Below are 12,449 nucleotides of genomic sequence, written 5' to 3'. Positions count from 1 at the left end.
GGCCCTTGGTACCGGACCGGCCACTGAGATCTAAGTTTCCGGCCTTGTCAGGCCCGCTCGAAGCCGCGCGCCACTTCCCAGTCGGTGACGCGACGGTCGTATTCTTCCTGCTCCCACTCGGCCGCGCGGACATAGTGGTCGATGACGTCGTCGCCGAAGGCGGCACGCAGCATCTTGGACCCCGTCAGCGCCTCGGTGGCGGCGCGCAGGGTGCGCGGGATCTCGCGCACGTTCTTGCCGCCGTAGGCATCGCCGACGAAGGGCGCTTCCAGTTCCATCTTGCCTTCGATACCGGAAATGCCGGCCGCGAGCAAAGCCGCGAAGGCGAGATAAGGGTTGAGATCGGAGCCGCCGACGCGGCACTCGATGCGGATCGCCTTGGTGTCTTCACCGCAGAGGCGGTAGCCGGCCGTGCGGTTGTCCTTGCTCCACACCGCCTTGGTCGGCGCGAAGGTGCCGGCCATGAAGCGCTTGTAGGAGTTGATGTAGGGCGCGAGGAAATAGGTGATCTCGCTGGCGTGGCTGAGCAGGCCGGCCACATATTGGCGCATCTGCTCCGACATGCCGTATTTGCCGTCCTTGTCGAAGAATTTCGGCGTCTTGCCGTCAGGGCTCCACAGCGACTGGTGGATATGCGAGGAGGAGCCCGCGGCCGAATAGTTCCACTTGGCGAGGAAGGTGATCGCCTTGCCGCGCGACCAGGCAATCTCCTTGCAGCCGTTCTTGATGATCGCATGCCGGTCGGCCATCGTCAGCGCGTCGGCATAGCGCACGTTGATCTCTTCCTGGCCGGCGGACGCCTCGCCCTTGGAATTCTCGACCGGGATATCCGCGCCCTGCAGGCCGTTGCGGATCGCCCGCATTACATCCTCTTCCTTGGTGGTCTGGAAGATGTGGTAGTCCTCGTTGTAGCCGCTGACCAGCTGCAGGTCGCGATAGCCGGACTGGCGCGCGTCGTCATAGGTCTGATCGAACAGGAAGAATTCGAGCTCGCTCGCCATGAACGCCTTGAGGCCCATCGCCTCCAGCCGCGCGATCTGCTTCTTCAGGATGGCGCGCGGTGAATGCGGCACTTCGGCATGGGTGTGATGATCGAGCATGTCGCACAGCACGAGTGCGGTGCCTTCGAGCCACGGAATGCGCCGCAGCGTCGAAAGGTCCGGCTTCATCGTGTAGTCGCCATAGCCCTTCTCCCAGCTCGTCGCCTTGTAGCCGGAGACGGTCTCCATCTCCATGTCGGTCGCCAGCAGGTAGTTGCAGCTATGCGTTTCCTGCCAGGCGCTGTCGACGAAATACTGCGCGTGGAAGCGCTTGCCCATCAGCCGGCCCTGCATGTCGACTTGGCAGGCGAGAACCGTATCGATGCGGCCGGCGGCGACATCCTCTTTCAATTGCTCGAACGAATAGCTCATCAAATTTCATCCCATGTTTCGGCAAGCGGCCGTTCCCGTGGCCGCAAAAAGAAAGGCGGAAGCTGCAGATGCGCTCCCGCCCATTTTATTATTGGTTAGACTTGGCCGACCGCCTTTTCGGCAGCGGCGATTTCCGCCTGGCGGCGAGCCACTTCATCGCCGATCGGCGGACCGCGGAACCGGCGGTTTTCCAGGCCGAACCAGATGATCGCAGTCAGCGCCAAGAAGCCGACGGTGATGTAGAGCGCCCAGTCGTTTGGCGGCTGGATGCCGAGAACGAAGATCAGCACCATGGCGATGATCGAGAGCACCGCGAAGAGCTTGAACATGCCCTCGCCCAGGTTCCACGGACCCATCTTGTCCCACTTCGACGTACCCCAGGCGAACAGACCGAGCGTGATCGGGATCGCGAAGGAGAAGAACAGGAAGATGACGGTGCACGATACGACGATCGTATAGACCGGCGTTTCGCCGATCGAGACCAGCGACGAGCCCCAGACGAAGAGCACGGAGAGGATCGAACCGGTCCAGATCGCAGCCACCGGCGTGCGGTAGCTCGGGCTGACCTTGGCCAGAGCCTTGGACGCCGGCAGGCCGCCGTCACGCGAGAAGGCGAAGATCATGCGCGAGACCGACGTGACGGTTGCCAGGCCGCACAGCCACTGGCTGACGAGGATGGCGAGGTAGAGCACGTCCTTGATCACAGGGTGAACCTGCGCGTCCATTGCCCAGAAGAACACGTTCCAGCCCTGCTTGGCGGCTTCGTCCATGTTCGGCAGCATCAGCACGAAGGAGCAAAGCATGATGTAGCCGAACAGCGCCGACCACAGCACCGACGAGACCATGCCGCGCGGCACGGATTCTGCCGCCTTTACGGTTTCTTCCGAGGTGTGCGCGGAGGCGTCGTAGCCGGTGATCGTGTAGATCGGCAGCAACAGGCCGAGCAGGAACACCCAGGTGCCCGAGGTCGCCGGCCATACGTTTCCACCCGTCTCGCCGGAATAGTTGGAGAAGGTGAAGAGGCGGGCGATGTCGTAGCTGTCGGCGACGGCAAGGCACACGAGCGCAAGCAGGATCGCCGTTGCGAAGATCAGGTAACCCGAGAAGTCGGTGAGCTTGGCCGTAAGCCCGATGCCCATGTGGTTTACCAGCGCCTGAGCGCCCGTGATGACCGCAAGGAAGATGATGCGGGTGAGCGTCGTATCCGCAAGACCGAAATACGGCGTGCCGAACGAGCCCATGAAGAAGTAATAGGTGCCGACGTTGATGGCGCCGAGAACGGTGACGAGACCGAGCAGGTTGAACCAGGCGGTTACCCAGCCGGTGAAGCGGTTGCCGAGGATCGAGCCCCAGTGATAAAGGCCGCCGGCCGTCGGATAGGCCGAGCTGATCTGCGCCATGGCGACGGCAAAGACGAGCGAAATGAAGCAGCCAAGCGGCCAGCCGATGCCGATTGCGGCCCCACCCGCACCCGACGTCGCCTGCGCCAGCGAGTTGATGCCGCCGGAGAGAATGCAGATGATGGAGAATGAGACCGCGAAGTTCGAGAACTGGCTCATTCGCCGCTCGAGCTCCTGGGCATAGCCCATCGAATGCAGGACCTGCATGTCCTGCTTTTTGTCGAGATCACTGTAGTCTGACATTTTTCTTCCCCTGATTTCTTCAGACCCGACCGCCCCATTGCAGCAGGGTCCCATCACCACCTGCCCCGGCAAGCCGGAACAGGACCGCGGCAAAGCCGCTCCCCAGGGTCTTTATTTTGCTGAAAGCGCTGCCACGCCTTTGCTGAGCAGCCCTTCCAGATAATCGGCCATGACCCTCTGGCCGATCTCGTTTCGAATGAGATCGTTGCGGATCTCGATCATCACATTCGGCAGCCCGTTGTGGACGCCGTATTCGATCAGACTGTGCGTAACGCCGTCGGCCGGCCCGTAAGGCTCGTTGCGGCGGATATCGTAGGCGACCTTGCCCCTGGTTGCGAAGGTCAGCATCTGATCGGCGAGCCGGCTGTCGGCATCATGCAGGATGCCCACTTCGACGGAACGCGGCTTGCCGAAATAGACGGGCGTGAACGAATGCATCGTGACGACCACCGGCGGTCGGCCTTTGGCCTTGCGCTCGGTCACGAACTGGCTGATGGCGTCGTGAAACGGCAGGTAGATCTCGTCGACCCGTGCCCGGCGCTCCTCCTCCGCCATGTCGCGGTTGCCCGGAACCTCATAGACTTCGCTGACGGCAGGCATGGCGCCGTCGGCCTCCGGCGGGCGGTTGCAATCATAGGCAAGGCGCGAAAAGCGCTGGTAGATCAGGACCGCGTCGAGCTTGCGCGACAGAAACTCTGCAACCGCGAGCGCGCCCGGGTCCCAGGCAATGTGGCTTTCGAGCGCCTGCGGCGAAAGGCCGAGCGAACCGAGACGCTCCGGCACCCGGCGCGACGCATGTTCGCAAACGAGAACGATATCGCCTCTCCCGGCCGCGTTCTCGATCGCAACCGGATCGCCATCTGTATCGGTCAAAAGTCGCGTCAACACCGGCATCCCCTCTTGCCCCGTTAGACGTTCGTTAATGAAAAGATTTGTTCAGAGATTAGCGAGTGTCAATCGAAATCTGAAACGATCTCTTCAAAATTGCGATTGACTCCAATTGTGACAGCGATGTTTAATCTGTCACAAACTGGCGTTAGACCAGTTCAGGGGAGACTATGACTAGCAAGGCGACACCCACGACGGTGTCGGATGTGATCAACGCCCACTTCGCCGCGCTGACCCGCGCGGAAAGACAGTTGGCAGAGACACTTCTCGACAACTATCCCGTATCGGGACTCGGTTCGATCACCACGGTCGCCGAGAACGCCGGCGTATCGACTCCGACCGTCGCCCGCATGGTGCAAAAGCTTGGTTTCAAAGGCTTTCCCGATTTCCAGTCGCGGCTGCACCAGGAGCTGGAAGCCACGATTTCCAACCCGATCACCAAGCATGACCGCTGGGCCGCAAGCGCGCCGGGCACCCACACGCTCAATCGCTTTGCCGATGCCGCCATGAACAACATGCGCGAGACGCTGGCGCAGATCGAGCCGCGCGAATTCGACGAGGCGGTCGCCCTTATCGCCGACCGCAAGCGCAACGTCTATCTGCTTGGCGGCCGCATCACCCGCGCCGTTGCCGATTATCTCTTCACCCATCTGCAGGTGATCCGCCCTGGTGTCACCGAAATCGCGTCGAATGCCAGCGCATGGCCACACTACGTGCTCGACATGCGCCACGGCGACGTGCTGATTCTCTTCGACATCCGCCGTTACGAGCAGGAAATGGAGACGCTGGCGAAATCGGCGCGCGAACGCGGCGTCGAGATCGTCCTCTTCACCGATCGCTGGAGCTCGCCGGTGGCAAAATCCGCCTCCAAGGTCTTCCGCTCGCAGATCGAGGTGCCCTCGGCCTGGGACAGTTCAGTGGTGATCCTGTTTCTGGTCGAGGCCCTGATCGAGGCCGTCCAGAGCACCAACTGGGACGCAACCCGCGACCGGATGAAGACGCTAGAGGGATTGTTCGATTCGACCCGCATCTTTCGCAAACCGGTTTAGGAGGAGTGGCCGGCACGTTCACGGAATTTTATGCACGTGTGTTTCAGTGAAGGCGCCGTGTCGAAAAAAGAATTGTTCTTCCAACGACATGCGCGGCGCGAACAGACAGATCGCTGTCACACAAGTTTCATCGCATCTCTTTAACAGCATCGCCGAAATTGACTGAAAACCCATAAGGAGAACGCCAGTGATTTCAACGACTCAACGCCTGCTCTCGCTTTCCACCGCCATGCTTCTGGCAACGACGGCCATCGCCGCTGCCGAGCCGAGCGAAGAGCTCATCGCCGCCGCCAAAAAGGAAGGCTCGCTGACCACCATCGCACTTCCGCACAACTGGTGCGGCTATGGCGACGTCATCGCAGGCTTCAAGGCCAAGTATGGCCTGGAAGTCAACGAGCTGAACCCGGATGCCGGTTCGGGCGACGAAATCGAAGCCATCAAGGCCAACAAGGGCAACACCGGCCCGCAGGCGCCTGACGTCATCGACGTCGGTCTCTCCTTCGGTCCGTCGGCCAAGGCCGAAGGCCTGATCCAGCCCTACAAGGTCTCCACTTGGGATTCGATCCCGGATTCGGCCAAGGACGCCGAAGGTTACTGGTACGGCGACTACTACGGCGTTCTCTCCTTCGTGGTGAACACCGACATCGTCAAGGACGTGCCGAAGGACTGGGCCGACCTGAAGAAGTCGGACTACGCCAACTCGGTCGCCATGGCCGGCGACCCGCGCGCCTCCAACCAGGCGGTTCAGGCCGTCTACGCCGCCGGCCTCGCCGCTGGCGAAACCGATGCCGTCAAGGCTGGTGAAACGGGCCTCGGCTTCTTCGCCGAAGTCAACAAGGCCGGCAACTTCGTTCCGGTTATCGGCAAGTCCGCCTCGCTCGCGCAGGGCTCGACCCCGGTCGTGATCGCCTGGGACTACAACGGCCTTTCCTGGCGCGACAGCCTCAACGGCAACCCGCCGGTTGAAGTCGTCGTTCCGGCTTCGGGCGTCGTCGCCGGCGTCTACGTCCAGGCGATCTCGGCCTACGCGCCGCACCCGAACGCGGCAAAGCTGTGGATGGAGTATCTTTATTCCGACGAAGGTCAGCTCGGCTGGCTGAAGGGCTATTGCCACCCGATCCGCTTCAACGACCTCGCCAAGAACGGCAAGATCCCGCAGGAACTGCTCGACAAGCTGCCGCCGGCAGCAGCCTACGAAAAGGCTGTCTTCCCGACGCTCGAAGAGCAGGCCAAGGGCAAGGAAGCGATTACCACCAAGTGGGATAGCGTCGTCGGCGCAAACGTGCAGTAATATCCATGACTTCCGCCTCTCCGCGCCTCGGCGCGGGGAGGTTTCCCTAAAGCGCGTCACGATCACCAGGATTCGCTTGCTGCGCTTTAAGGTCTTGTTTTTGCGCATGTCGTTGTCGCAAACCGCAACACGCTTTTGCGCGACATGGTTTAATCTCGTGCACAATTCCTTAGCTCGGTATCGATCTAAGGAATTTTGCAGCAAATCAAAGCGCTAAGGCGATCTTTGTGCGTTCATGCGGACGCGCAAAGGTCACTGCAAGCCTCGGGACAGAAAGCCTATATGAGCACCGCTTCACCGACCTTGATCAGCAAGCGAGCCGTCATCGACTGGCTCGGCATTGCCCCCTTCATGCTTTTCGCGCTGCTGTTCCTGATCATCCCGACGCTTTATCTCGTCACCGGCGCGTTCCTGACGCCCGATGGCAGCTTTACCTTCAAGAACATCGGCGATCTGTTCACGCCCTCGATCCTCAGCGCCTACTGGATCTCGATCCGGATCTCGATCGCGTCCTCGATCGGCGGCGCGCTGATCGGCTTCTTCCTCGCCTGGGCAATCGTGCTCGGCGGCGTGCCGACCTGGATCCGCTCGGGCCTCCTGACCTTTTCGGGCGTCGCCTCGAACTTCGCCGGCGTGCCGCTCGCCTTCGCCTTCCTCGCGACCCTCGGGCGCACCGGCCTCGTCACCGTCTTCCTGCGCGAATGGTTCGGCTTCAATCTCTATTCGACCGGCTTCAACCTGCTGTCGTTTTTCGGATTGACCATCACCTACATGTATTTCCAGATCCCGCTGATGGTGCTGATCCTGACGCCGGCGCTCGATGGTCTGAAGAAAGAATGGCGCGAAGCCTCTGAAATCCTTGGCGCCTCGACCTGGCAGTACTGGCGCATGGTGGCGCTGCCGATCCTGTGGCCGAGCCTGCTCGGCACCACGCTCCTACTGTTTGCCAACGCCTTCGGCGCGATCGCCACGGCCTATGCCTTGACCGGGTCCTCGCTCAACATCGTGCCGATCCTGCTCTATGCGCAGATCCGCGGCGACGTGCTGCACAATCCGAACCTCGGCTATGCGCTGGCGCTCGGCATGATCGTCATCACCGGCATCTCGAACGTTCTCTATATCTGGCTGCGTATGCGCGCCGAACGGTGGCAGAAATGAAAGCACAACGTCTCGGCGCCTGGATCGCCATCGCCATCGGTGCAAGCTACTTCATCATCCCGCTGCTGGGCACGCTGGAATTCTCGCTGCGCATGCGCCGCGGCGAATACTCGTTCGACGCCTATCGCTCGGTCTTCTCCGACCTGCAGTTCCGCGAGACCTTCGGCTATTCGATGATGATGGCCGTGTTGACCATCGTCTTCGGCATGCTGCTGGTGGTGCCGACCGCCTATTGGGTCCGCCTTCGCCTGCCGCAGGTGCGCCCGATCATCGAATTCATCACCCTTCTGCCGCTGGTCATCCCGGCGATCGTCATCGTCTTCGGCTATCTGCGCCTCTACAACTCCTCGTCGTGGATCCCGCTGACCGGCTCGATCTCCGGCACCAATGCGCTGTTGATGTTCTCCTACATGACGCTGTCCCTGCCCTACATGTACCGGGCGGTCGATACCGCGATGCGGGCGATCGACGTCCGCACGCTGACGGAAGCCGCCGAAAGCCTCGGCGCCAAATGGCCGACGATCCTGTTTCGCTGCATCTTCCCCAACGTCATGAGTGGCGTGCTCTCCGGCGCCTTCATCACCTTTGCGATCGTCATGGGCGAATTCACCATGGCCGCGCTGCTCAACCGCCCGGCCTTCGGTCCGTACCTGCAGCTCGTCGGCGCCAACAAGGCCTATGAGCCTTCGGCGCTCGCGGTCATCGCATTCGCCATCACCTGGCTCAGCATGGGTCTGATCCAGCTCGTTTCCCGCATCCAGAAATCCGCTCCGGCCAAGGCTTGATCACATGGCATTCCTGACACTGAACAATATCCAGAAGTCCTTCGGCCCGGTTCAGGTCGTGCACAACTTCAACATGGTCATCGACAAGGGCGAGTTCGTTTCGTTCCTAGGCCCGTCAGGCTGCGGCAAGACGACGATCCTGCGCATGATCGCCGGCTTCGAGACGCCGTCGGGCGGCACGATCACCATCGACAGCAAGGACCAGGGAACGCTGAAGCCCAACCAGCGCAACATCGGCATGGTGTTCCAGGCCTATGCGCTGTTTCCCAACATGAACGTCAACGACAACGTCGCCTTCGGCCTGAAAGTCGCCGGGGCGCAGAAGTCGGAGATCGATACACGCGTCAAGCAGATGCTGAGCCTGATCAAGCTCGAGCACCTGGCCGACCGCTTCCCCTACCAGCTTTCCGGCGGCCAGCAGCAGCGCGTGGCGCTCGCGCGCGCCCTCGCCGTCAAGCCGCAGGTGCTGCTGCTCGACGAGCCGCTGTCGGCGCTCGACGCCAAGATCCGCGTGTCGCTGCGCGAGGAAATCCGCCAGATCCAGCAGCAGCTCGGCATCACCACTGTCTTCGTCACCCATGACCAGGAAGAAGCCCTGTCGATCTCCGACCGCATCGTCGTCATGAATTCCGGGCGAGCCGACCAGATCGGCACGCCGTTCGAGATCTACAACACCCCTGCGACCCGATTCGTCGCCTCCTTCGTCGGCACGCTCAACATCATCGAAGCCAAGGTCGCCGACCCGGCCGCCGGTGCTGTCACCATCGGCAACCAGCAGGTGTCGCTGAAGGAGCCGATCGCCGGCATGAAGGGTGGCGACAACATTTCGCTGGCGCTGCGCCCGGAGGCAGGCTCGATCGCCGACAGCGCCAGGGGCGACACCGCGCTGACCGGCGAGGTGGTTTCGACCAGCTTCCTCGGCTCGGTCATCCGCACCAAGCTGCGCATCGGCGGCGACGTCATCTCCTTCGACATGTTCAACGACCCCGGCCTGACGCCGCCGGCCTTCGGCTCGAACGTCACGCTCCGCTTTGCCGCCAAGGACCTGCTCGTCATCCGCGAGTAGATCTCCAGCGTCCCCCTACAGCGCGTGCGTCTTGTTACGCGCAAAGGTCGCTGTAGCGCTTTGAAGTGCTGCATGTTTTTATCCCTAAATCGAATAGGATTTAAGGAAACATGCAGTAGCTGCCTTGCACATGCCGTGGAGAGATTGCCTGAACCGTCGAATGAAAAACAGCGCATTTTGCACCGGCGGCCGCCATGACTAAAGCGCAGCCGAGTGCGTTCGTCACCCATATCCACGAAGAACTCGCGGATATCGGTCCCGTTGACATAGGCCGCTTCTTCGGCGGTTGGGCCTATCTTGTCGCTGATCGCCAGTTCGCCATCAGCATCAAGGATCGCCTCTATTTCAGGGTTGATCAGCCCCTGAGAGATGCGCTTCTCAGCGAAGGATGTCAGCCGTTCACCTACAACAAGGGCGGCAAACCGGTGGTCGTGCACCGCTACTACGAAGCACCGGTCACTTGCCTTGATGACACGCAGGCGCTGCTCCATTGGTCCGCACGCGCGATCGCCGCCGAAGACGAAGCCCCGCGTCGCGTCCGCAGATAAATGTCTCGTGGCGGCGACGCGGCACGCGGCCGAGGTCAGACTACGGCGGCTCCCGACGGGAACAGATTTGTCCGGGAGCGATACGGCACGGAAAAAATCTGTCGCGATTTCCCGGATTTTCGTCGCGTCAGGCGTTTGACCAGGCACGGCCGATCTATATAGTCGCTCTTGTTCTCAGGGCGGGGTGAAACTCCCCACCGGCGGTAGCGATCGAAAGATCGAAGCCCGCGAGCGCTTCGGAGGTCTACTTCGGAGGTCAGCAGATCCGGTCAGATTCCGGAGCCGACGGTCACAGTCCGGATGGAAGAGAGCAAGCAGGAACGTGGACCCCACACCGGGGTTTCGCGCGCGTGCATGTTCGCCCGACGGGAAAATTGGAAACGCCAAACCCTGGAAGGCTTGAGACCATGACTATTCTTTCCCACCCCACCGCCAAGATTGCGATTGTCCGTGCCCGCTGGCACGCCGACATCGTCGACCGCTGTGTCGATGCCTTCGTCGCCCAATGGACGAAGTTCGGCGGCAGTGCCGCCGACGTCGAGATCTTCGACGTGCCAGGCGCGCTGGAAATCCCGCTGCACGCGCAGAAGCTTGCCAGGACCGGCCGTTACGCCGCGATCCTCGGCACCGCCTTCGTCGTCGATGGCGGCATCTACCGCCATGACTTCGTCGCTGGCACGGTGCTCGACGGTATGATGCGCGTCCAGCTCGATACCGACGTGCCGGTGCTGTCGGCCGTGCTGACGCCGCACAATTTCCAGGAAAGCGCGCCGCTGATCGCCTTCTTCCGCGAACACTTCGTCGCCAAGGGCGAAGAAGCCGCCAATGCCTGCGCCCAGATCCTCGACGCCCGCGCCAAGCTGGCGCTGCTCAACGCCTGATCTGCTGGCGGGCCGCAAGCCCGCGCCGTATCCGGCCGCCACCCCTCATCCGGCCTGCCGGCCACCTTCTCCCCGCCTGCGGGGAGAAGGCTAGGGTGAGGGGCAAGGCTCGCTCAGCGCTCCGATGCGCAACCATCGAGCCGCTTCGCGGCGCCTGCTTGAATCAACCTCTGAACCACCTGAATCAAGCCGCCAGCAACAGCCGGCAAACCGCTGTTTCGAATAGCCAATTCCCGGCGTTCAATGCACCGGCTCTGCCTCATCAAGGCACCGTTCCAGCGCCGCCATCCGGTGGCGATGACCGACCGCCTCGAAACCGACGACGGTCACGAACGGCGCAAACATCAGAATGATCAGGCAGATCGCCATGTCGACGCCCGCCATCGCGGCCGCGATCGACGCCGCAAGCAGCAGCATCGTGCCGGCGAGCAGCCAGGCATGAAGCGGTTCCGACTGCCGCAGCAGATAGGCATACATGCCGTAGACCAGAGCGATATAGGCCGCGACCGGGACCGCCACCGTCAACACGGTCGCAAGCGACCCGATATGCGCCTTGTGCTCGATGTAATAGGCGGCGACATGCAGGCCCGCACCGGTCGCAACGATCGCGGCGAAAATGAACATGTGACCATAGCCCCAGACGAAGGAGCGTCTGCGGTGCACGTGCAGGACCTCGGCACTCGGCAACAGGAAATAGATCCACCACATGCCGAAGGTAAGCCCGGTGCCCGCAAGGCAGACGAGCGCCACGTCGAGGTTCCAGCCCTCCCCATCCACCACCGCCGTGATCGAGGCGACCGTGCCGACGACGCCTTCTCCGAGCGCGATGATTGCCAGAAGGCCGTAGCGTTCCGCAATATGGTGGGCATGCCAGGGCGTGCCGCCATGCCGCGTCTCGGCGATATAGGGCCCGAGCATCTCGATGACGGTGAGCGCCACGACCATGGCGAAGGTGACAACGATCGAGAAGTCGACGAAGATCTGCACGACCCAGCCGAGTTGCGCAACCGTGATCGCTACCACATAGGTCATGCAGGCCTGCCGTCGTGCCGGATCTTGGCCGGCGGCGCGCAGCCACTGGAAGATCATCGCCACCCGCATGACGACGTATCCGAGCACCATCACGCCATTGTCGAGATGGGCACCCTCGTCGACCGAGCGGAACATGGCGGGAAGGCCGATCGCCAGGATCAGCACGCCGACCATCTGCACCATGGTCACGCACCGGAACACCCAGTCGTCGGTGTCATAGGCGGAAGCAAACCAGGTGAAATTGATCCAGGCCCAGCAGATGGCGAAGCTGGCGAAGAAGAAGCCGATCAGCCCCGCCTTGAAATGTCCTTCGGCCATCAGATGCGCAAGCTGCGATGCCGCAAGGCTGAAGGCGATGACGAAGGTCAGGTCGAACAGAAGCTCGAGCGTCGTGGCTGTGCGGTGGTGTTCGTGCGTGTCGCGGCCGCTCATGCGCGCCAGGCGGTGGCTTCCGGCATGCGGCGGTGTCGTTGGGGCGTCGGGCATGGGGCGGCATTCCTCGCTGACGTGACGATATGCAAGCATGTTCAAATATTTACAGAAGCTTCGTCAAGCCGGCAGTGCCCCGGCGGTCTGCCAAAACACCCGACAGCGCCGCGCCTCAAACATGACGCGCAAACGACGCTGAAACGAATTAGGCAGTGGCAAATCAGGAAAAGACGCCCGGCATCTCTGCCGGGCGTCTCGCCGCGATGC

11 protein-coding genes and 1 riboswitch are annotated in these 12,449 nt (G+C 61.9%); of the genes, 7 read left to right on the top strand and 4 right to left on the bottom strand.

Annotation, left to right across the window (positions count from 1 at the left end):
- Window positions 1-47 precede the first annotated feature (47 nt).
- The 3 genes from ASD03_RS28135 to ASD03_RS28125 all read right to left on the bottom strand — a co-directional run bounded on the left by ASD03_RS28135 (window position 48) and on the right by ASD03_RS28125 (window position 3,940).
- Window positions 48-1,412, bottom strand: a complete 1,365-nt coding sequence (locus tag ASD03_RS28135; protein WP_025427766.1) for a glutamine synthetase family protein — start codon at window positions 1,410-1,412, stop codon at window positions 48-50.
- A gap of 95 nt (window positions 1,413-1,507) precedes the next feature.
- Window positions 1,508-3,055 carry an amino acid permease gene (locus ASD03_RS28130; protein ID WP_025427767.1) on the bottom strand — a complete coding sequence of 516 codons (1,548 nt, stop codon included), beginning with the start codon at window positions 3,053-3,055 and terminating at the stop codon, window positions 1,508-1,510.
- 111 nt (window positions 3,056-3,166) lie between these two features.
- On the bottom strand, window positions 3,167-3,940 hold the full coding sequence (locus ASD03_RS28125; RefSeq protein WP_025427768.1) for an N-formylglutamate amidohydrolase: 774 nt from the start codon (window positions 3,938-3,940) through the stop codon (window positions 3,167-3,169).
- A 173-nt stretch (window positions 3,941-4,113) separates the two neighbouring features.
- On the opposite strand from ASD03_RS28125, the gene ASD03_RS28120 reads away from it, so the two are divergent.
- The 7 genes from ASD03_RS28120 to ASD03_RS28090 all read left to right on the top strand — a co-directional run bounded on the left by ASD03_RS28120 (window position 4,114) and on the right by ASD03_RS28090 (window position 10,721).
- Window positions 4,114-4,992: a MurR/RpiR family transcriptional regulator gene (locus tag ASD03_RS28120; RefSeq protein ID WP_025427769.1), complete on the top strand. Its 879-nt coding sequence runs from the start codon at window positions 4,114-4,116 to the stop codon at window positions 4,990-4,992.
- 187 nt (window positions 4,993-5,179) lie between these two features.
- Window positions 5,180-6,283 carry an ABC transporter substrate-binding protein gene (locus ASD03_RS28115; RefSeq protein ID WP_025427770.1) on the top strand — a complete coding sequence of 368 codons (1,104 nt, stop codon included), beginning with the start codon at window positions 5,180-5,182 and terminating at the stop codon, window positions 6,281-6,283.
- 282 nt (window positions 6,284-6,565) lie between these two features.
- Window positions 6,566-7,441 carry an ABC transporter permease subunit gene (locus tag ASD03_RS28110; RefSeq protein ID WP_025427771.1) on the top strand — a complete coding sequence of 292 codons (876 nt, stop codon included), beginning with the start codon at window positions 6,566-6,568 and terminating at the stop codon, window positions 7,439-7,441.
- The gene (locus ASD03_RS28105) at window positions 7,438-8,226 is read left to right on the top strand and encodes an ABC transporter permease (protein ID WP_025427772.1); all 789 of its coding nucleotides are present in this window, start codon (window positions 7,438-7,440) and stop codon (window positions 8,224-8,226) included. The genes ASD03_RS28110 and ASD03_RS28105 overlap by 4 nt, the downstream gene beginning before the upstream one ends.
- Before the next feature lie 4 nt (window positions 8,227-8,230).
- Window positions 8,231-9,292, top strand: a complete 1,062-nt coding sequence (locus ASD03_RS28100; RefSeq protein ID WP_025427773.1) for an ABC transporter ATP-binding protein — start codon at window positions 8,231-8,233, stop codon at window positions 9,290-9,292.
- A gap of 194 nt (window positions 9,293-9,486) precedes the next feature.
- The gene (locus ASD03_RS28095) at window positions 9,487-9,840 is read left to right on the top strand and encodes a TfoX/Sxy family protein (RefSeq protein ID WP_057217681.1); all 354 of its coding nucleotides are present in this window, start codon (window positions 9,487-9,489) and stop codon (window positions 9,838-9,840) included.
- A gap of 166 nt (window positions 9,841-10,006) precedes the next feature.
- Window positions 10,007-10,156: riboswitch (FMN riboswitch) on the top strand.
- Between the two features lie 91 nt (window positions 10,157-10,247).
- A complete protein-coding gene (locus tag ASD03_RS28090; RefSeq protein ID WP_025427775.1) occupies window positions 10,248-10,721 on the top strand; it encodes a 6,7-dimethyl-8-ribityllumazine synthase in 474 nt (157 codons plus the stop codon).
- A gap of 240 nt (window positions 10,722-10,961) precedes the next feature.
- On the opposite strand, the gene ASD03_RS28085 is transcribed toward ASD03_RS28090, so the two are convergent.
- On the bottom strand, window positions 10,962-12,239 hold the full coding sequence (locus tag ASD03_RS28085) for a low temperature requirement protein A (protein WP_025427776.1): 1,278 nt from the start codon (window positions 12,237-12,239) through the stop codon (window positions 10,962-10,964).
- Window positions 12,240-12,449: the final 210 nt, after the last annotated feature.

Origin of the sequence: Ensifer sp. Root127 (genome assembly GCF_001425225.1) — a bacterium.
Lineage (GTDB): Bacteria > Pseudomonadota > Alphaproteobacteria > Rhizobiales > Rhizobiaceae > Ensifer > Ensifer canadensis.
This window is presented reverse-complemented; position numbering and strand designations above follow the sequence as displayed.

Excerpts from the sequence above, each read along its gene's own strand:
- ASD03_RS28095 (WP_057217681.1), top strand. The coding sequence starts at position 9,487 with ATGACTAAAGCGCAGCCGAGTGCGTTCGTCACCCATATCCACGAAGAA.
- ASD03_RS28105 (WP_025427772.1), top strand. The coding sequence starts at position 7,438 with ATGAAAGCACAACGTCTCGGCGCCTGGATCGCCATCGCCATCGGTGCA.
- ASD03_RS28135 (WP_025427766.1), bottom strand. The coding sequence starts at position 1,412 with ATGAGCTATTCGTTCGAGCAATTGAAAGAGGATGTCGCCGCCGGCCGC.
- ASD03_RS28085 (WP_025427776.1), bottom strand. The coding sequence starts at position 12,239 with ATGCCCGACGCCCCAACGACACCGCCGCATGCCGGAAGCCACCGCCTG.
- ASD03_RS28100 (WP_025427773.1), top strand. The coding sequence starts at position 8,231 with ATGGCATTCCTGACACTGAACAATATCCAGAAGTCCTTCGGCCCGGTT.
- ASD03_RS28090 (WP_025427775.1), top strand. The coding sequence starts at position 10,248 with ATGACTATTCTTTCCCACCCCACCGCCAAGATTGCGATTGTCCGTGCC.
- ASD03_RS28120 (WP_025427769.1), top strand. The coding sequence starts at position 4,114 with ATGACTAGCAAGGCGACACCCACGACGGTGTCGGATGTGATCAACGCC.
- ASD03_RS28110 (WP_025427771.1), top strand. The coding sequence starts at position 6,566 with ATGAGCACCGCTTCACCGACCTTGATCAGCAAGCGAGCCGTCATCGAC.
- ASD03_RS28130 (WP_025427767.1), bottom strand. The coding sequence starts at position 3,055 with ATGTCAGACTACAGTGATCTCGACAAAAAGCAGGACATGCAGGTCCTG.